General features: G+C 44.0%; 14 protein-coding genes. 4 read left to right on the forward strand and 10 right to left on the reverse strand.

What is annotated here, in order from left to right; genetic code table 11:
- Positions 1-72 precede the first annotated feature (72 nt).
- From F972_RS01650 to F972_RS01665, 4 genes are all read right to left on the reverse strand, one after another.
- On the reverse strand, positions 73-1,455 hold the full coding sequence (locus tag F972_RS01650; protein WP_004680690.1) for an AAA family ATPase: 1,383 nt from the start codon (positions 1,453-1,455) through the stop codon (positions 73-75).
- Between the two features lie 24 nt (positions 1,456-1,479).
- The gene (locus tag F972_RS01655; RefSeq protein ID WP_004680689.1) at positions 1,480-2,988 is read right to left on the reverse strand and encodes an AAA family ATPase; all 1,509 of its coding nucleotides are present in this window, start codon (positions 2,986-2,988) and stop codon (positions 1,480-1,482) included.
- A 9-nt stretch (positions 2,989-2,997) separates the two neighbouring features.
- A complete protein-coding gene (gene hisIE, locus F972_RS01660) occupies positions 2,998-3,765 on the reverse strand; it encodes a bifunctional phosphoribosyl-AMP cyclohydrolase/phosphoribosyl-ATP diphosphatase HisIE (RefSeq protein WP_004756279.1) in 768 nt (255 codons plus the stop codon).
- 292 nt (positions 3,766-4,057) lie between these two features.
- The gene (locus F972_RS01665) at positions 4,058-5,569 is read right to left on the reverse strand and encodes an acetaldehyde dehydrogenase ExaC (RefSeq protein ID WP_004756276.1); all 1,512 of its coding nucleotides are present in this window, start codon (positions 5,567-5,569) and stop codon (positions 4,058-4,060) included.
- 142 nt (positions 5,570-5,711) lie between these two features.
- On the opposite strand from F972_RS01665, the gene F972_RS01670 reads away from it, so the two are divergent.
- Entirely contained in the window at positions 5,712-6,893 is a 1,182-nt protein-coding gene (locus F972_RS01670; protein ID WP_004756274.1) for a helix-turn-helix domain-containing protein, read from the forward strand.
- 210 nt (positions 6,894-7,103) lie between these two features.
- On the opposite strand, the gene mdh is transcribed toward F972_RS01670, so the two are convergent.
- The 5 genes from mdh to F972_RS01695 form a co-directional block, all read right to left on the reverse strand.
- Positions 7,104-8,276, reverse strand: coding sequence for an iron-dependent methanol dehydrogenase (gene mdh / locus F972_RS01675; protein ID WP_004756272.1), 1,173 nt, complete (start codon positions 8,274-8,276; stop codon positions 7,104-7,106).
- 450 nt (positions 8,277-8,726) lie between these two features.
- Entirely contained in the window at positions 8,727-10,346 is a 1,620-nt protein-coding gene (locus F972_RS01680; RefSeq protein ID WP_004756270.1) for an ABC1 kinase family protein, read from the reverse strand.
- Positions 10,347-10,358: 12 nt separating this feature from the next.
- Entirely contained in the window at positions 10,359-11,087 is a 729-nt protein-coding gene (locus tag F972_RS01685; protein ID WP_004756267.1) for a ubiquinone biosynthesis accessory factor UbiJ, read from the reverse strand.
- 10 nt (positions 11,088-11,097) lie between these two features.
- A complete protein-coding gene (gene ubiE, locus F972_RS01690) occupies positions 11,098-12,039 on the reverse strand; it encodes a bifunctional demethylmenaquinone methyltransferase/2-methoxy-6-polyprenyl-1,4-benzoquinol methylase UbiE (RefSeq protein WP_004756264.1) in 942 nt (313 codons plus the stop codon).
- A 193-nt stretch (positions 12,040-12,232) separates the two neighbouring features.
- Positions 12,233-12,940 (reverse strand): DUF8198 family protein, encoded by a 708-nt coding sequence (locus F972_RS01695; protein WP_010589489.1) that lies wholly within the window; start codon positions 12,938-12,940, stop codon positions 12,233-12,235.
- A gap of 204 nt (positions 12,941-13,144) precedes the next feature.
- Between F972_RS01695 and F972_RS01700 the strand changes: the two genes are divergently transcribed.
- Entirely contained in the window at positions 13,145-14,566 is a 1,422-nt protein-coding gene (locus tag F972_RS01700) for a polyphosphate:AMP phosphotransferase (RefSeq protein ID WP_004763714.1), read from the forward strand.
- A 21-nt stretch (positions 14,567-14,587) separates the two neighbouring features.
- Positions 14,588-14,842, forward strand: coding sequence for a hypothetical protein (locus F972_RS01705; RefSeq protein WP_228127117.1), 255 nt, complete (start codon positions 14,588-14,590; stop codon positions 14,840-14,842).
- A 40-nt stretch (positions 14,843-14,882) separates the two neighbouring features.
- Here the strand turns inward: F972_RS01705 and F972_RS01710 are convergent, their stop codons facing one another.
- Complete coding sequence (locus F972_RS01710) at positions 14,883-15,389, reverse strand: hypothetical protein (protein ID WP_004680678.1); 507 nt, start codon at positions 15,387-15,389, stop codon at positions 14,883-14,885.
- 182 nt (positions 15,390-15,571) lie between these two features.
- On the opposite strand from F972_RS01710, the gene F972_RS01715 reads away from it, so the two are divergent.
- Complete coding sequence (locus F972_RS01715) at positions 15,572-19,210, forward strand: exodeoxyribonuclease V subunit gamma (protein WP_004756258.1); 3,639 nt, start codon at positions 15,572-15,574, stop codon at positions 19,208-19,210.

The raw sequence follows: 19,210 nt of genomic DNA on the forward strand, positions 1-19,210 counted from the left end.
AAATCTGATGTTATTACATGAAGTTACATATCATGTTGATGGATTATTTTCAATACTGCATTGAACCGTATTTCAAAGTGGGCTTTGTTGTGGTGTGTCATCAATCTTGAGCAAATTCAATAAATCAGACTTTTCCTGTGGATTCAGTGCCTGTATCTGGTGGAATAATGCATCCATTTTGGTTAATGTCGGTTCAGAGGGCAGGAGTGGTGGGGGTTGGGTCTCATTCTCTGGTCCAGACTGCACCAAATCCTGATATAAGGTGGAAAGCTGCTGTTGTGATGCCTCCAGCTGAATTGGGTAAATACCGTGCTGATCCAGTTTTAGGCACTGATAATGCAGCCCATGTTCAAGCAATTCATCACGGTTGCCTGTCACAATGATTTGCAGGCGGGGAAATGCCTCATGCAAGCGCTCAAGAATTTCGGCACATGCATTCTGGTCCAACTGCATATCCACGTGGTCAATCAGCAGGATGCCCTCGCCCTCCAGGCATGGATCAAAGCTATGTTGATTGAGCAGGCATAATCGGCGGCTAATATCACCCACCAGCGCAATCCAGGTTTTTTCTGATGCAGACAGTTGCTGAAATGGCATCACCCGATCTTCATAACGCACCATCAGTTGCAGCTTGGGAACATACTGAATGTAAAGGTCTTGCAGCTTGGGAAAAACGGTATTCAGGCTGGTTTTCAGGGCATGCAGGTTGGGTGCCGAGAGCTGTTTGGGGTGCTTGACCAGTTCCAGTTGCAGTTCTTGTAATATTTCGGACTGATTCTGCTGGTTAAAATCGTTACCCATCAGGCGTCTGACAATATGGGCCGAGTGCGCATTCTCGACATCGCTGATTTCCCGCAACCATTCAAAAAAACGTGCAAAGGTGGTGTAGGGAATGGGTGTTAAATCATAGGCTGAAATGTCCTGCAAGGTGCCTGGCACATTTTTACTCTGTAGATTCACTTCGTGTACAAAACGTTCCGCAGGATAGTAGGCAATCATTGGCAAACCCAGCAAGGGGTCCTGTTGATTCATCTTTTGGTACAGGCTCACCATCTGGTCAAGCTGCTGGCTTTCAACCTGACTAATTCCCACCCCCTGACTGTTAAAGGTTTTGTAGAGTTTCCAGCTACAGCGTTGTGTGTCGGCTGCCTGTGCAGCGCTACTTTCAGTCAAGCCATGATTGAGTTCCTCACTCATGTGTACCTGAATCTGGATTTTGGCCTGTAGCCGAGTCAGCATAATGTCCTGATCCGCAATCACAACACCAGCAGTACGAATATCCTTATAGCGTGCCGAAAACCAGGTCAGAGCCTGATAGATATTTTTTAGAATGGTGGTTTTACCTGTGGACTGGTCACCCAGAATCAGGGTAATCGGATATTGTTCAGGTTGAAACTCAATGTTTAAGTCCCGAAACCTGCCAACATGCTTAAATAGAACCGATTCAAGTTGCATAAGTTCACCTCAGTCACGAGCGCTTTAACCTACGGACTGGCGAAGACTTGAGGGAGCGCTTTGTTTTAGCTTTAATTGTTGTATCAGGTCATAAAGATGATGGATATTTAAACTTACTTTAGCACGCGTACAGGCGACGTAAAGTAGTCTTAATTCCTCATCTGTAATTTTATGTTCCAGTCCGTTAATCTTGAACTGGTAATCATCTTCAATATGCACCCGATTCCATTCCAGGCCCTTGGCCTTATGCGCGGTTGAGATCACATAGTCTGCCTGTTCAATCGGGGTAATTTTCGCCAATGCCTTTTTCAGTGGTTCAGTGCCATGTTCATCCACCAGCTTGACCAAAGGCTTGATGTCACTGCCATCATTGGTTTCACAGTATTCATGCACATCATGCCATGAATTAAACCACGCCAGTTCAGGCACATCGGTAATGCGTTTGCCCTGTTTTAACAAACTCGCTGCATCGACAAATCGACTGAGTTTTTGATGGTCGGCTTGCAGGCTGACCTTATCACCATGCAGCAAGCCTGAAAGCAGTAATTCCATTGCACGCGCATTGGTACGACACAAAATTGCATCGCGCATTTTGGTATGCGGTTTATTCACCACACTCGATTTAGCATTTGGATTGCCCAATAACGGAACAGTTTCGTTTAATGCACCAAGCAGACTATTGGCAACATCGGCGATAGCGTCACCAAAACGGAATGAGGTGGTGAGACGACTTTCGGGCAACGGCATTTGCTGCATGGCGTTGATTGCGCCACGCCAAGCATAGATTTGCTGATGTGCATCACCCACATAAATCACTTGTGTGCTTTTCTGGCGCAGTAAAATGCCGAGCATCAACGGATCAGCATCCTGAGCCTCATCAAACAGCACATAATCGGCGGGAATGTTGGGTTCAGACAATGCCCAAAGTTTGAGGTAAATATCGTGACCAATCCCTGCCTGATGGTTTTGATCAATTGACTCTAACCAACGGCGTTCAACTGCTGGATATAAGTGCTGTTGTAACGATTCAATATCATCTTGATGCAACCAGCTTGGTGCTTGAATATGACGAGGTGCAGGGTATTGTGAGCTGGTCGAGCAGAAATAGCTGACCGCATTAGCAACTAAACTCGCCAAGCGGCTTGGCATCAACACATATTTTTCATAACGTCCGCCCATTAATCGCCGCAGGGTAATGGGTTCCAGACGATATTCTTTTGCGATAAAACTTGGGCTTAAGCGAGGTAGTCGTAATTTATCAGTCACACCACGCGGTACACTGCGGAAAGCCAGCGAGTGAAAGGTACGACAATTTACATTGCCGTGAAATTTACTTTGTGCTTCCGATGCAATGGCCTTGTTAAAAGCCAAATACATACCACGCCGTTCGGGCATGGCGTCACTGATCATTTGCAACGTCGTGGTTTTACCTGTGCCAGCATACGCAATCACTTTAAAGGATTGCCCTAAACGGGCGTTATCTATGGCAACCGCTTGCTCATAGGTGGCTTTGGGTTTTTCGATACTCGACACAGGAATGGGTTACGCCTCTTTACTACGGTTGGCTTTTTCAACCAAACCAGAAAGACCTTGGCGACGCGCGAGTTCATCCAGAACAACGTGTGGGTCAAGATCAAAGTAACCGAGCATGACGATACTGTGGAACCATAAATCTGCAACTTCATAGATCAGGTCGTGTTTATTTTCCAGTGAAGCATGCGCCGCATAATCTTTGGCCGCGATGATACTTTCCACGCTCTCCTCACCGACTTTTTCCAGAATTTTATTGATGCCTTTTTTATACAGGCTGGCTACATAGGAACTGTCTGCTTCAGCCTGTTTGCGTTCCTGCATCAGGCGACCCAAATGACTGAGTACATCCACCTGTTCGCTATGCGTATGGTCATGCGTTTCTGCTTTGGCAGATGCGCCATAAATGGCAGTTGGGTCTTTCAACTGTGCATCAACAATTTCCCAGCCTTGTGGCGTGAGTTTACGATAAAAACAAGACTCCCGACCTGTATGGCAGGCAATGCCACCATGTTGTTCAATTTGTAGGATGATGACATCGGCATCGCAATCGAGACGGATTTCATGCACGGTTTGAAAGTGTCCTGATTCTTCGCCCTTATGCCAGAGTTTCTGGCGTGAACGTGAGTAATACACCGCCTGATTTTTTTCAGCAGTCAGTTGTAATGCCTCACGGTTCATCCATGCAACCATTAACACGCGACCTGTTTGATGATGTTGTGCAATGGCAGGAACAAGACCATTGGAATCAAATTTAACTTCATCTAACCAGTTTGACATGCGTGAAATCCGTTGTGGGCAAAGCAGCTAGTTTAGCGTTTGTGGCTAGGGTTGGCTATGTGTGTTTGTTTTTATTTTGGCATACGCAAGACACTCAGATGATATGAGTGGTTGATTTAGTCTTTTTATTAAATCAGAAAGGATGCCTTGCTAAAATTGTATGTGCCGCCTAATTACAATGAGTTTGAAAACATCATTGCAACGTAGGTGGATCGTGGTCGAGTGAATAAATAAAAAGGGCAAATGTCATATACATTCGCCCTTTTCAAAAAGAATGACATGGATGCCGTGTTTAGAAGAATCCAGCAGGTTTAGTTGAATAACTCACCAATAAATTCTTGGTTTGTTGATAGTGATCTAACATCATTCTGTGGTTTTCACGACCAACGCCTGATTTTTTATAGCCACCAAATGCAGCATGGGCAGGATAGATGTGATAACAGTTTGTCCAAACACGGCCTGCTTCAACTGCTCGACCAGCGCGGTATGAAGTATGTGCAGAACGAGCCCAAACCCCAGCACCTAAACCATAGATGGTGTCATTTGCGATTTTGATGGCTTCATCAAAATCTTTGAACGTTGTTACAGATAGAACTGGTCCAAAAATTTCTTCTTGGAAGATCTGCATCGCGTTGTGTCCTTTGAAGACAGTTGGTTCGATATAGAAACCTTCCCCCACTTCTTGTCTAGCACCACCACCCGTAAGAAGTTCAGCACCTTCTTCTCGACCCATGTTAATACAACGTAGGATTTTTTCCTGTTGTTCTTGCGAAGCTTGTGCACCAACCATTGTTTCAGTATCAAGTGGATGTCCAACTTTGATACGTTTCACACGCTCAATGGCTTTTTCTAAGAACTTATCCGCAATACTTTCTTGAACTAATGCGCGAGAGGGACAAGTACAAATCTCGCCTTGATTGAGTGCGAACATTGCAAAGCCTTCAAGTGCTTTATCAAGAAAATCATCTTCTTGATCCATAACATCTTCAAAGAAGATATTTGGAGATTTTCCACCAAGTTCTAAAGTGACTGGAATAATATTCTCAGTTGCATATTGCATGATCAACTGTCCAACTTGGGTTGAACCTGTAAATGCAATTTTGGCAATACGAGGATTAGTGGCAAGTGGACGGCCTACTTCGACACCATAGCCATTCACAACGTTTAATACACCAGCAGGTAGAATATCTTGGATTAATTCTAAAACAAGTAGAATGCTTACAGGTGTTTGTTCTGCTGGTTTTAATACGACACAGTTACCTGCTGCTAGTGCAGGAGCAAGTTTCCATGCAGCCATGAGAATTGGGAAGTTCCATGGAATAATTTGTCCAACGACACCTAAAGGTTCGTGGAAATGGTAAGCAATTGTATCTTCATCGATTTCTGAAATGCCACCTTCTTGTGCACGGATACAACCTGCAAAATAACGGAAATGATCAATTGCCAGTGGAATGTCAGCTGCCAATGTTTCACGAACTGGCTTGCCATTATCCCAAGTTTCCGCAACCGCAAGCATTTCAAGGTTTGCTTCCATGCGATCAGCAATTTTGAGCAAGATATTTGAACGCACTGTCGGAGAGCTTTTATTCCACTCAGCTTTGGCTTTGTGTGCTGCATCTAATGCGAGTTCGATATCTTCAGCTGACGAACGCGGTATTTTTGTAAATACTTTGCCATCGACAGGAGAGACATTATCGAAATATTCTCCTTTAATAGGTGCTACCCATTGACCGCCAATAAAGTTCTCGTATTGAGCTTTGAATTGAACCTTTGAATCAGGTTGATTAGGATCGACATAACGCATATATATATTCCTTTACTTATAATTGATCTATTAAGCATCTATAGCTTTGGTATAAGGTACTTTTGTACGCTATTTGATTAGGATATAACTGGGAAGGTTGGAGAAAGGTTGGAAACCATGCTCAGACGTGAGGGATGTACAAATGTTTACAAAACGAGACCTATTACAACAACGAACATCAATTGATCAACTTAAGCGACACAATAGTTTGTCGCCGCAAAGTGCTGAAATGTTAGGACAAAGTATTGCCAGTTCTTGGCAACGCTCAGCATCTTGTGCTATTCCAAAAGAGCGCTTGGCTGCACCTTTATTGGCACGTCATCAGAAAGTTAAAACAAATTTAGATTTAGCATTAGAGGCTTGTTCAAATGATCTCAGTCATATTGCGGCACAATCATCTATGGTGATTGCGGTTGGCGATGTGGGGAGTACAATTATTTGGACTGCTTGCAGTACGCAGATGCAAAGTGCGGCTGAAAAGGTACATTTCATTGCAGGTGGACAATGGGCAGAGGAGGTGGTTGGAACCAATGCTTTGGCTCTATCGCTAAAAACCCAACAATCCAGTTGTGTATTTTCCAATGAACACTATATGGAGTCCATCCATGACTGGGTCTGTTATGCAGCTCCAATTATCGACCCTTATTCCAAACAGGTATTGGGTGTGGTCGATTTATCAACCACGTGGAAAAAACACAACAGTTTAGGGGTTTTGGCGGCAGAGCGTTGTGCCTCCATCATTCAAACCGCACTTATTGATCAGCAAAGACAACATTTATATATCCGTGCTTTTTCAACCCCACAAATCTTCTTTAATGGTAAGTCATTGGTTCTTACACCACGTCAAATTGAGATTTTGGCAATTTTGGTGCTTTGTCCAAATGGATTAAATTTAGAAAAATTACATCAAGCCCTATATGGTGAGCGTAAAGTCAGCATTGGCACATTAAAAGCTGAAATGTCACAACTCAGGGATATTCTGGGTGGGATGCTAGGTTCACGGCCTTATCGTTTATTGGCCGATGTGGAGGCTGATTTTCTTTTAGCTGAACAGGCGCTTGATTCTGGATATGTGGCTTCTGCGTTACAGGTATACAAAGGGGTATTTTTGGCTAAGACGGAAAGCCCTTTTTTATGCGCATGGCGGGATTGTCTGGAGTCGCGTTTAAGTGATGCAATCTTTAAAACCACAGAAACGGATTTGTTATTGAAGCATGTTGCTCATTTCCCCGAAGCAATAGATGCGGTTGAACGCCTGATGGAGTTATTGCCTTCAGATCATCCTGCGTATTTATCTTTGAATAAGTTTAAAGATATGTTTTAAAGCTCATTTTTAGTAGTCTGCGAAAAATTATCTTTGAAATTCTAATTTTAGTTTTATTAAAAAATTAAATATATCAGTGTATTAATTCAATTGTTGTGTACTGTGATCACAGTTTTTATAGGGATAAAAAAGTGGGAATATCACCAGTTTGCTATTCCCACAAAAAGTAAGCCAGTTCTCTGAGGCTGTGACTTACTTTTAACAGAACGATTAGAGTGCAGCTTTAAATATCTCCACAACCTGGGCATGGGTCGCTTTACGTGGGTTGGTCAGCATACATGCATCTTTTTGAGCATTCTCTGCCATAATTGCAAGGTCTTCAGTTTTCACACCGAGTTCATTCAAACCAGATGGGATACCGATTGAGGATGATAATTCCCGAATGGCGTCAATCGCTGCAAAAGCCGCTTCAGTTTCAGTAAATCCGTCAGTATTTACACCCATCAATTCTGCAATTTTTGCATAACGATCCTGACAGGCAATTAAGTTGAATTCACAGACATGGGGTAACAGTACCGCATTACATACACCATGCGGCAGATTATAGAAACCACCTAATTGATGTGCCATCGCATGAACATAACCTAGAGATGCATTGTTAAATGCCATACCTGCCAAGTACTGTGCATAACTCATGGCATCACGTGCTTCAATATTTTCGCCATTGGCAACAGCAGGACGTAACCATTGACTAATCATGGTAATCGCTTTTTCTGCACAGGCATCGGTGATTGGGTTTGCTGCAGTCGATACATAAGCTTCAACTGCATGTGTAAGTGCATCCATTCCCGTTGCAGCGGTTAAACCTGCTGGCTTTGCAACCATGAGTTTAGGGTCATCAATTGCAATCAGTGGGGTGCAGCGCCAGTCAACAATTGCCATTTTTACGTGGGTATCGGTATTGGTAATAATACAGAAACGGGTCATTTCTGATGCAGTACCCGCAGTCGTATTAATCGCAATAAGTGGGGTCATTGGTACTGTACTTTTATCAATACCTTCATAGTCACGGATATGACCACCGCCAGCCGTGACGAGTCCAATCCCTTTTGCACAATCGTGTGATGAGCCACCACCTAAAGAGACAATAAAATCACAGCTATTGTCGTTATAGGCTTCTACACCATGATGCACATTGATGTCAGTTGGATTTGGTTCAGCGCCTGGAAAAATGTGGCTGTCTACGCCTGCATCTTTTAAATATTGTGCAATGGTGTCTGCGACACCAAATTTAAATAAGCCTTGATCAGTTACGATCAGTGCTTTTTTTGCACCAAGATTCTGTGCTTTCGCACCGATTTCTTTTGCACAGCCTGGTCCAAAGAGAGATACACAAGGGATGTAAAAACCGTTAGTTTGATCTGCAATATTTTTAAAAGCCATGGAGCGATTCCTTCTTCCATATTCCATTGTTTGTTATTCAGTGATCTCATCACTGTAGGCTCAGTATGCAAGGCTTAAAATTTTTTCCCACCTACCAAAAACCTACCAATAAATGAGGCGGCATTGGAAACAGGAGAAGTGGTTTGGATATCCAACACAACGGGGGATAGGGTTTTCTTGGAAACAGTTTAAAACTAGAGTTGATAGAAATAATATTATTAATAAAATCAGATACTAAATTTGGTTGTCATGAGCTGGATTGGGATGTATAAATTATTTATTCAATTGAGACAGATTAGAATATTGGTGATTTGATATGAACATTTAAAGCATAACGATAAAAGTGCTGTTAATTGAATCTTTATATTGATTGAGTGGCAATGATGAGAAGCCAATAACACCCCATCACACTTGAAGCTAAAAAGTCCCTTGTTTATAGGCAGGTGTAGCTTATTTCATAATACGCCACAGCGCCAACAAGCTACTCAATACAATTAAGACAATCGAGACAAACCACGGGGTAATAATGGCAATGGTCAGCAAAATCAACATGGTGCTGCCAAATATCCAGCTACGACGTTGTTGCTGCTGCATTTGCAAACGCATCTGCTGAATTTCTTTAAGCTGTTTGTCATGCCAGGCAGATTGATTCTTCAAGCCATTGAGACTGTCAATCAACAGGCTCGGTAAGTCCTGTGCGCCCAATAATAAATCAGGAATTTGCTGACCAATTTCCTTGAAATTTTTCACGGGATTCATATTGGCCTTGACCCATTCAGTGAGAATCGGTTTTGCCAGTTTCCAGATATCCAGTTGTGGGTAAAGGTCAGTGCCCAGACCCTCAACATGAACCAGCGTTTTTAAAAGCAACATGAGTTGTGGTGGAATTTCCAGATGGAAACGCCGTGCAATATCCATCACCTGAATCAGGATGCCTGCAAAATCCAGTTGATCCATCGGCTTGGATACCATCGGGCCAACAGTGCGGCGCATTTCACGCGCCAGTGCATCCTGATCGGTTCCTGGTGGAATCCAGCCTGCCTGATGTACAATCTGAATCAACTGCATAAAGTTGCTGTTCATCACGGCCAGTAACATTCGTGCAACGGTCATTTGATCAGACTTGGACAGCTCACCCATAATGGCACAGTCCAGCGCAATAAAGCGTGGATTGCTTGGGTTAATGGTTTCAACAAAGACATTGCCAGGGTGCATGTCCGCATGGAAAAAGTTGTCTCGAAATACTTGGGTAAAGAAAATGGTCAAACCTTTTTCAGCCAAATCTGCACGATCCATACCCAAACGATCAAAGGTCGCGATATCTGAAATAGGCACACCCGTGATGCGTTCAGCCACCATCACGTCTTTACTGTCCATATAGACTTCAGGTACATACATCATGCTGGAGCCTGTAAAGTAATGACGCATTCGGCGGGTATTGTCCGCTTCTAGACTCAGGTCAAGCTCATTTAAAATGATCTGACGGTAGTCCTGAATAATCTCGGACAGGTGCAGGGCACGGGCAGCTTCCAGACGGTTTTCCAGCCAATTCCCCAGCCATGCCAGAATTTCAAAGTCCCGAAGAATCTGGTTGTGAATATCAGGACGGGTGACTTTTATCACCACCTCACGACCATCATGCAATGCGGCAGTATGCACCTGTGCAATCGAGGCAGCGGCAAGTGGCTGTTCATCAAAACGGGCAAACAAGGTGCCAACATCGGCCTTGAGAGATTCTTGAATCCGCTGTTTGGCCAACTGGGTGTCATAGGGCTTTACACGGTCTTGTAACAGCACCAGTTGCGATAAGAGTTCTGGTGGAATCAGGTCGCGACGGGTAGAGAGGAGTTGACCCAGCTTAATTGCCAAAGGCCCCATCTCTTCCAGTGCTTGCTTGAGTTTAAGCGGATTCTTTTTTTCACGGCTTGACCAAGCCGCAGGATGGGTTTTGATAATGTTGAGGGCATGGCGGGCTTTAACTGGTAATTCTTCCGCAGGGAACAAGGTGTCAAGGCGATAATGTGCTGCAATACGCCAAAGTTCAAATAACCGTCTAACATGCGGAATCATATAAAATCTTACCTAGTTTTGTGTGGGGTTCAATAATTCCTCCCCTTTTTGAGGGGAGGTTAGGAGGGGTTTCAATTGGGCCTGTAATTGCTGAAATCTGGCTTCCAGACGGTCTACTTCCTGATTGAGCTGGCGGGTCTCCCGATTCAGGTCATCCATTTGCCAGCGTGGGGCAAATAAGCCGCTATCTTCTTTTAGGGCATCTTCAATAAAGAACAAATGACTTTGTAATGAACGCTTGAGTTGTTTGGGTGCAAGTTGAATCTTAGCCAACTCATGTGCCAGTTGTGGGCCAATCCAGGGCGATAAATGCGCAGCGAGATCAGGCTCAGCTTGCTGCATAATTCTTTGAATATCTTGTAATAGATGGTAATCACCTTGTAGGGGAATATTACCAATCTGATCCATATCACTCAGCAATAATTTAATTAACTCAACAACATTTTCAACCTGTAATGTTGCGGTTGCATCGGTGATTTTGTATTGAGGATCAAACCTTGCGAAGCTTGATCGCTTCTCATGTTCAAAAATAGAAGACTTTTGACTATGTCCCGTTACGGTGGGCTCTAGACGAACTTTATTTTCATCAAAAAAAACATCAACTGAGAGTTGTGGGCTATCAATCACAACCCGCAACAATTGACCTTGTAACTGATTGAGCTGAATACGGGTAATCGCATCCAGATCAATCACCTGATGAATGATACGTTCGACTGCACCCAGTGCTAGAATCGACCACATATCTTAAGCCTTAAAGTTTGAATCCACGGTGAACGGCAACAATACCACCTGTCAGGTTGTGGTAGTCACAGCTTTGGAAGCCTGCATTTTCCATCATGCCTTTGAGGGTACGTTGGTCTGGATGCATACGAATAGATTCTGCAAGATATTTATAACTTTCAGAGTCATTGGCAACCAGTTTGCCCATGATTGGTAATGCAGTGAATGAATAAAGATCGTAGAGCTTTGAAAATGGCTCAAACACAGGTTTGGAAAATTCGAGGATCAGTAAGCGGCCACCTGGCTTAAGTACACGGTACATGGCTGCAAGTGCTGCATCCTTATCGGTCACGTTACGTAAACCAAAACTGATGGTGACGAGGTCAAAACTATTGTCTGCAAAGGGTTCTAATGTTTCAGCATTGGCAAGCACAAAATCCACATTGGTACAGCCTGCATCAATCAGGCGGTCACGCCCAACATTGAGCATGGATTCATTGATGTCTGAGAGTACGACATGACCTTGTGGACCGACTTCACGGCTAAATACTTTTGCCAGATCGCCTGTACCACCCGCGATATCCAGTACATGCTGTCCACGGCGAACACCTGACATATTAATCGCAAAACGTTTCCAAATACGATGGATACCGAATGACATCAGGTCATTCATGATGTCGTATTTGCTGGCGACGGAATGGAACACTTCCGCCACTTTCTGTGCTTTTTCATCGCTGCTGACAGTTTGATAGCCAAAATGGGTGGTTGCGCCAACATTACCTGTATTGGCACCACGCGGCAGGTTGTATTTCGGTACGGAACCTGTTGGTGCTGAGGTCAAATCCTGTTGTAAAGATTGCTGTTGACCCTGTGGCGCTCCCTGCGGAAGCGGTGTGCTGAGGAAAGGACTGACTTTGTCTGAACCTGGGTTTTGCTCAACTTCTGGGGTGGGCTGTTGGTTTTCGTTAGACATTGTTTTCTCCTAAACTTTCGCTCTAGCGGCACGAATCAGCATGCATCATGACAGATTTTGTATTTTTTTACAGGGTCTAGCATATCATTGTTATGAATAATATACAGAAAGTCACTTTCCAAAAAGTGTTTTAATTTTTTATGTGAAGATGAAAAAAATCCCTCTTGGTAGAGGGATTGGAATAGTCCAGCATTTAACTGCGGAAAGGATCTGGATGCCCTGAATGGACTTTCTCAATGATCTCGCGTTCTTTTGCGGTAAATGTTTTGATAAACGTTGCAGCAGACTTCATAGGCTTCATTGCAGCAAAACCTTCTTGGATAAAATCGTACATAGGTTCAAATTGATATTTGGTTGCAATGCCTTTACACATTTTAAAAGCCGCATACATCATCGTAGAGCGCATATACTTATCTAATGTGAGACCAAGCTCGTCAAGTAATTGTAATTGTTCATAACGTACATCGCCTTGATCGAGTTTGACTAAGGTCTGGCGCATGATTTCATCAGTTAGTGGTGTTTCCAAAGGATAATCTTTGAGTAGTTGTTCTGCGACTTGTTCATCGAGTTGAGTGGCAAGTACAGCAAGACTGACCGATTTTGTTCCTGTTTTAATTGCATTTTCAGGGAGTAAGCTCTCTGCTTTATGTGCATATTTCAACAGGCGTTCGATTTGCTGTGCAATTGCCTCAAAATCAGGACCGCCATACAAACGATTGAGAAAATACTGTGCCATCAGTTGATTTTCAGGCAGAGCAAAAAATTCTTTATGGGTTTCTGCGATGCGTGCTTTCATCCACGCTTGTACTTCATGCAGACGTTGCTTAAGTGCTGTATTTTGGTGGTAATTCAGAGTTTGGTATTGTAATAAAAGATGATCAAATGCAGCGAGTTTTGACATATTCGAACTCAAATAAAATAAAACCAGAAAATCATAGGGCGCATCATAACTGAGAACCATGACAGCATAAACCCTAAATGTCCAACAATCGGTCACTATGTTGATACACGGATTGAGTTCTACAGAAACTGTACAAGGGTTTTGCATGCAGTGAAATAGATTTCATTATACTTATTCTTAATAATGAGCCATTTAGAGCCGAATATGAGTATACAACAACCAAAATTTGAATTACGTGATGAAGATGCGTTGTCTTTAGATTTGATTGAAGCACAATATGCCTTAAAAGATAGCCAAGATAAAAAAAATGCAAAAAGTGTTCTGATTTTAGTAAGTGGGATTGAATTAGCAGGGAAAGGTGAGGCGGTTAAGCAATTACGTGAATGGTTAGATCCACGCTATTTAAGAGTTAAAGCAGATGCACCACGGTTATTAACGACCTATCAAACTTTTTGGCAGTCTTATACGCGTTTTATTCCTGCCGAAGGTCAGATCGTGGTGATGTTTGGCAACTGGTACAGTGACTTGCTGGCAACGGCAATGCATGTGTCCAAGCCATTAAATGAGGCGTTGTTTGATGGCTATGTTGAGCAAATGCGTGCGTTTGAACATGATTTGCAACATAACCATGTGCATGTGGTTAAGGTCTGGTTCGACCTGTCATGGAAGTCTTTACAAAAACGCTTAGACCAAATTGATGCGTCCGAACAACATTGGCATAAATTACATGGTTTAGATTGGCGCAATAAAAAACAATACGATACCTTGCAGAACCTCAGCCACAGGTTCACCGATGACTGGTTTATCATTAATGGCGAGGATGAAAAGTACCGCGACCAGTGCTTTGCACAATATGTTTTGCAAACGCTTCAGGAACTTCCTGACCATCAAACTAAAGTCACGGAAAAATGGCAACAAGCACAGATTCCCACAGCACTATTAGAACCTTCAAAACAAAGCTTAGATAAAGATGACTACAAAGAAAAATTGAACAAATTAACCAAAAAAGTAGCTGATGCATTACGTTACAACGAACGAAAAGTGATTGTTGCTTTTGAAGGTATGGATGCTGCAGGTAAAGGGGGAGCGATAAAAAGAATTGTTAAAAAATTAGATCCACGTGAATATGAAATCCATAGTATTGCTGCACCTGAACGTTATGAATTACGCCGTCCTTATTTATGGCGGTTTTGGACACGATTGAATGATGGCGGCAAGATCACGATTTTTGATCGGACCTGGTATGGGCGTGTGCTGGTGGAACGTGTTGAGGGTTTTGCGACAGTGGTTGAATGGCAACGTGCCTATGATGAGATTAACCGTTTTGAACAGAACCTTGTGGATAGCCAGACGGTGATTGTCAAAATCTGGCTGGCGATTAGCAAGGACGAACAGGCCGTCCGTTTCAAGGAGCGTGAACAAACCCCACATAAGCGCTTTAAGATTACCGAGGAGGATTGGCGTAACAGTGATAAATGGGATGACTACCTTGAAGCCGCTGCGGATATGTTTGAGCGTACCTCCACCGACTATGCGCCATGGCATGTGATTGCGACGGATGATAAAAATACGGCACGGATTGAGGTGTTAAAAGCCATATTGAAACAATTAAAAGCGGATGAATAAGATGCTGCTGATGGGTAGGCAATGATGTGGAAGAGCCTGTTTAAGATATTTTTCATTTTAATACTTGCTTTGTTATTGAGCTTTATATTCTTTATCGGCTTTTATCTGTATATGATTTATGGTGTTCATCCCTCTGATGAGGGCAAGACAAGTATTTCATGTATATGGGAAAATGGAGAATTAACAGCAGAAAGAATAACCATTATTCAAGGCAAAAGAGTGATGACACAAGCTCAGGCTGAAGATTGTGCCGATTTAACACACTCGATGAAATGACTGAATCACTGATAGTCGGCTGATCAGTCATGTTCATGTTTTAAGCTACAATCGTACTACGGCTTTTTTGCTGAATCCGTTTTGCAAGTGTGTAGCAGTCCTGAATATGTGCCTCGGTGATTTTACGCATCATAAAATAGCCAAGGCTGGCCGCCACCAGTTGCCCACCCAGAGGAATGAATTTAGTCACCTGTTTGGTGGCAATCTTGGTGAAAAAACCATTAAATGTTTTTTTCATTGCGGTACGTGCCACCACAAAACCTGACAACTCGAAGCCACGTTTACGCAGTTCATCCCAGTGAACTTTCTTGGTCTCTGGGTCATAAACGCTAATATGTTCAGGTGCCAGGCCAAAACGTGCATTAATATCAGGAATGATCTGCGTGAGCATGCCTAAATCAACCACCACATCGAAAAATGGAATGGGGACAATGGCCGCGCCAGCAGAGCAGTAGGCGGTCTTCTTGGTACGCGCCAGACATTCATCACGGATTTGTTCCAGATTTAAGCCTGGGTCAATTGAATCAGGAATTTTTTCAATTTTCATAAAGTTATACCTAAAGTCTATCTCTTGGTCGTATATTCAAGCGCATTAAATGGTGAATTTCAAAAATTTTTTATTTCATGCTGTGTTTAACGTGACATAGTTCCACAAGCTTGTATAGTGATGATTATCTACTTATTTTTATGTATCAAAATAGTCGTTTATTGATGAGGTTGTATTAACGGATGGGTATTCATGTTATTCAGAGTCAACGCCTTGATGTGTTATTGCAAGGTGTGATGGCATCCATTACCCAACCCAGTGCCTCCCCGTTTCAGGTGTTTAAAACCCAGCATTTTATTGTGCCGAGTCCTGCCCAGGAGCAGTGGCTGACCCAGAAAATTGCTGAACAGCAGGGTATGACGGCCAACTATCAATTCCATCAAAGAATTCGTGGTTTCCAGTGGTATGCCTATCAACAAGTGTTGGAGAATAAAGAACAAGTCCGTAAGGCCAATATTCCACGCCTGATCCTGAAATGGCGAATTTATCAGGCGCTCCAGCCCTTTATTCAGGCTGAGCAAAATAGCCTTGCGCTGGAACATCCGCTGTATTCAATTGTGCAACGGATTTACGACAGCGCCGACCAGTTGCAGCAGGGCACAGAAAAACAGCTTAAAAAACAGGGCATGTTGTATTGGGTGGCTGAACAGGTATCGCAACTTTTTAACAACTACATGCTGTATCGTGGTGATTGTCAACGGGGATGTACGGGCGTTTGCCGCTGTTCGGGCAACTGGCTGTCGGCATGGGGGCAAGATCATCCGCTGGATATTGAACGGCTAATCTCGCAAACTGACCAGCAGGTGTCTGCATTTAGTCTCAACCAGACCCAGCAACTAGAAGCTTGGCAGCGCTGGCTATGGCAAAACTATTTTCATGCCGACTTTGTGGAGATGCAAAGTATTGATGCCGATTTCTGGCGGGTTCTGGACAATCCACAGACCCGCCAGCGTGCATTGGCACAGCTGCCAGATCAGGTGATTGTGTTTACCCTGCTGGACTTGCCACCCAGCCAACTGCAATTCCTGCGCCGTCTGGGGCAGTATCTGGATGTGTTGATCCTGCACTACAACCCCTCGCAGGAATATTGGGCGGACAGTGTCGATCCACTGTGGAAACAGCGTTATGATTTGGGTGTTAAGGAACGTTTTATTGCCAAAAATCCTAATGCGAGTGATGCGGAAATCCAGAACTTTTTTGAGCAATTTAATTTAGAATTTAATGCCTTAAGTCGTGAATCACGACATCCCTTACTGACACGTTTGGGCAAACAGGCACGTGATCATTTCTCTTTATTGTCACAACTTGCAGGAGGGGAAGAAGGAATTTGGGAAGATCTCTTTGTTGATTATTTTCCAGAAACCTTACTGGGTAAAGTCCAGTCCGATATTTTTTATCTGGCAGAACCTCAGGCAGGGCAATATGAGCTTGCATCGAATGATGAGTCGATTCAGTTGCATGTCTGCCATTCCAGTTTGCGTCAGCTTGAGGTACTCAAGGAGCAGTTGACCCATTGGTTATCGCAGCCAGATTCCGTTGCTCGCCGTCCTAGTGATGTGCTGGTGCTTGCACCCAATCTGGCTGAGCTTGAGCCTTTGATTCGTAGTGTATTCCCTGCTGTTCCCAATGAGCATGAAGTGTTTCTGCCCGTCAAGATTGCAGGCGTGGCTTCACTGGATGCCCTGAATGCATGGCGTGCGGTGCTGGGGCGTTTGCAGCTTACACAGGGACGCTTTGCCCATGATGATTTTGCCGACTGGCTCAATCTGTCTGCGACACAGCAGCGTTATGGCCTGGACTATACCCAGGCACAACGGATGCTGGACTTGTTGAGTGATGCAGGCTTTAAGCGTGGTCTGGACGCTGAACATTTAAAACAGAGCCTGAGTGCCAACGATCAGGACTATCGTTATAGCTTTAAATTTGCGCTGGATCGTCTGGCATTGGGAATTGCTGTGCCAGCGCATGTGTTGGTGCAGGATATACTGAGCTATGCACAGGTGCAGCCAGATGATTTTGAGCTGATTGGAATCTTGATCCAGATTTATCAGGATTTATCTATCCGACGCAATTGGCTGATTGCGCATGAGTTGGGGCAGCAGTCACCTGTTGAGGACTGGCTGAAAAAGCTCAAGGATGATATTCAGGAGTTTGAGCAAGCCGATATTGTTGCCCTAAAGGCCGTGCGTGAGATTGTGCAAAAGCAGGAGCGTATGCTGACTCTGGCGAGTTATTATGATGATGCTGAAACCCATTTGCGCCAGATTACTCTGCCGTTGCCGTATATCATTGAGGAAATTCAACGGACGCTGCAAAGCCAGTCAGCACAGGTTGAACCAACAGGGCAAATTACCTTTAGTCAGATTGGACAGATTCGCCCGATTCCTTATCGTCTGATTGTGCTGCTTAATATGGATACAGGCAAGTTTCCCAATCGGGATGCGCATATTCCCTTTGACTTAATGGATGCATTACGTCAGCAATTGGGTGACCGTTCTCGTCTGGAAGATGATCAGGGGGCCTTTCTGGATGCAGTGCTTTTGGCGGAGGAGCAACTCTGGCTGTTTTATAATGGCTTTGATGTCAATGATGGGGAGGTGCGTGAACCCTCCACTATTTTGCAGGCTTTTCGAGATCATTTGGCGTTGATTGTAAAACCGACTAGCAGTGAAGATAGGCCTCCTTTATCAGAAGCGGATTTAGCTGGATTGGAGGCATTACAAATCCCACCACAGCTTTATCCGCTGTATCATTTACATCGTCTACAACCATTCGATCCACTCGGCTTTGTTTCGGATCGACCTGTGCGCTTCCAAGATCAATGGTTTAAGGTCGCTTCACAGATTCAGCAGGTCAAAGGAGAGCGGCAGGCATGGGTGAATACCCGTTATCCTGTTGAACATGATGAGATGCTGATTCTAAATAGCCAGCAATGGATTCAGGATGTGGCGTTCCCCGCGCGTTTGTATTTAAAAACCCTGGGGGTGGAAAATTTAACGGCAACCGAACTGGTGGATCAAACTGAACCGTTATTGCTGGATGGTTTGGGGAAATATGCTATTCGCCATTTTCTACAGCAGCAGGATGAGCAGACCTCGGCTGGCATCTTGCAGGATCAACTCCCTGTTGGAAAGGTACAGCACAGTGCATGGCAGCAAAGCCGCTTAGAGCAACAGCGCTTGCTTGAACGTTTACAGCAGTATGCGGCAGCCCCGACACTCACCACACAACGGGTCTGGCGTATCTCAAAACAACTACAAATGGTTTGTGTCACGCCAAAACAGAATGTACAGGACTGGGTTAGTCTGGAAGCGTCGAGTGCGCGGGCTAAACGTTTTGTTAAGGTCTGGCTGGAGTATTTGTTGTGGCTGGCCGTGCTGAACGATGACTCCGCTACAGAAAAACGCCGTATCGTGGTATTTAGTGACCAAACCGTGATTTGTGAGGGGCTGGGTTCCGAACAGGCGAAACACTATTTAAAGCACTGGTTGCAACTATGGCAAGAGGCGCAGCAACAGCCTGTGGTGTTACCCGCAGCCTTGATCTTAAAGCCAATGGAAAAAGGCAATTCCCACCAATGGGTTGAGCAGGAGTCTCGATGGGTTCTGGTTGAAGACAGCCAAAAACAGGTTTTAAAAGATTGGAATGATACAGGTGATTTTTCTGGTTTTGATATGGCTCAAAATGAAGCGTGTAAATTGCATCGTGACTGGCAGTTCCTTTTGCAGGAACAGGATGCAAGTGCATTGTTGCACTATGCCTGTGATCATTATTCCCATGCCTTATACCAGCCTATTTTTGAATTTTTACGTGTGGAGTAA

Source organism: Acinetobacter sp. CIP 102529 (assembly GCF_000368325.1).
Lineage (GTDB): Bacteria > Pseudomonadota > Gammaproteobacteria > Pseudomonadales > Moraxellaceae > Acinetobacter > Acinetobacter parvus.

Bases quoted from the DNA above. Each gene is read 5' to 3' on its own strand.
- F972_RS01650 (WP_004680690.1), bottom strand. From the start codon at position 1,455: ATGCAACTTGAATCGGTTCTATTTAAGCATGTTGGCAGGTTTCGGGAC.
- hisIE (WP_004756279.1), bottom strand. From the start codon at position 3,765: ATGTCAAACTGGTTAGATGAAGTTAAATTTGATTCCAATGGTCTTGTT.
- F972_RS01665 (WP_004756276.1), bottom strand. From the start codon at position 5,569: ATGCGTTATGTCGATCCTAATCAACCTGATTCAAAGGTTCAATTCAAA.
- F972_RS01670 (WP_004756274.1), top strand. From the start codon at position 5,712: ATGTTTACAAAACGAGACCTATTACAACAACGAACATCAATTGATCAA.
- mdh (WP_004756272.1), bottom strand. From the start codon at position 8,276: ATGGCTTTTAAAAATATTGCAGATCAAACTAACGGTTTTTACATCCCT.
- F972_RS01680 (WP_004756270.1), bottom strand. From the start codon at position 10,346: ATGATTCCGCATGTTAGACGGTTATTTGAACTTTGGCGTATTGCAGCA.
- F972_RS01685 (WP_004756267.1), bottom strand. From the start codon at position 11,087: ATGTGGTCGATTCTAGCACTGGGTGCAGTCGAACGTATCATTCATCAG.
- ubiE (WP_004756264.1), bottom strand. From the start codon at position 12,039: ATGTCTAACGAAAACCAACAGCCCACCCCAGAAGTTGAGCAAAACCCA.
- F972_RS01695 (WP_010589489.1), bottom strand. From the start codon at position 12,940: ATGTCAAAACTCGCTGCATTTGATCATCTTTTATTACAATACCAAACT.
- F972_RS01700 (WP_004763714.1), top strand. From the start codon at position 13,145: ATGAGTATACAACAACCAAAATTTGAATTACGTGATGAAGATGCGTTG.
- F972_RS01705 (WP_228127117.1), top strand. From the start codon at position 14,588: ATGATGTGGAAGAGCCTGTTTAAGATATTTTTCATTTTAATACTTGCT.
- F972_RS01710 (WP_004680678.1), bottom strand. From the start codon at position 15,389: ATGAAAATTGAAAAAATTCCTGATTCAATTGACCCAGGCTTAAATCTG.
- F972_RS01715 (WP_004756258.1), top strand. From the start codon at position 15,572: ATGGGTATTCATGTTATTCAGAGTCAACGCCTTGATGTGTTATTGCAA.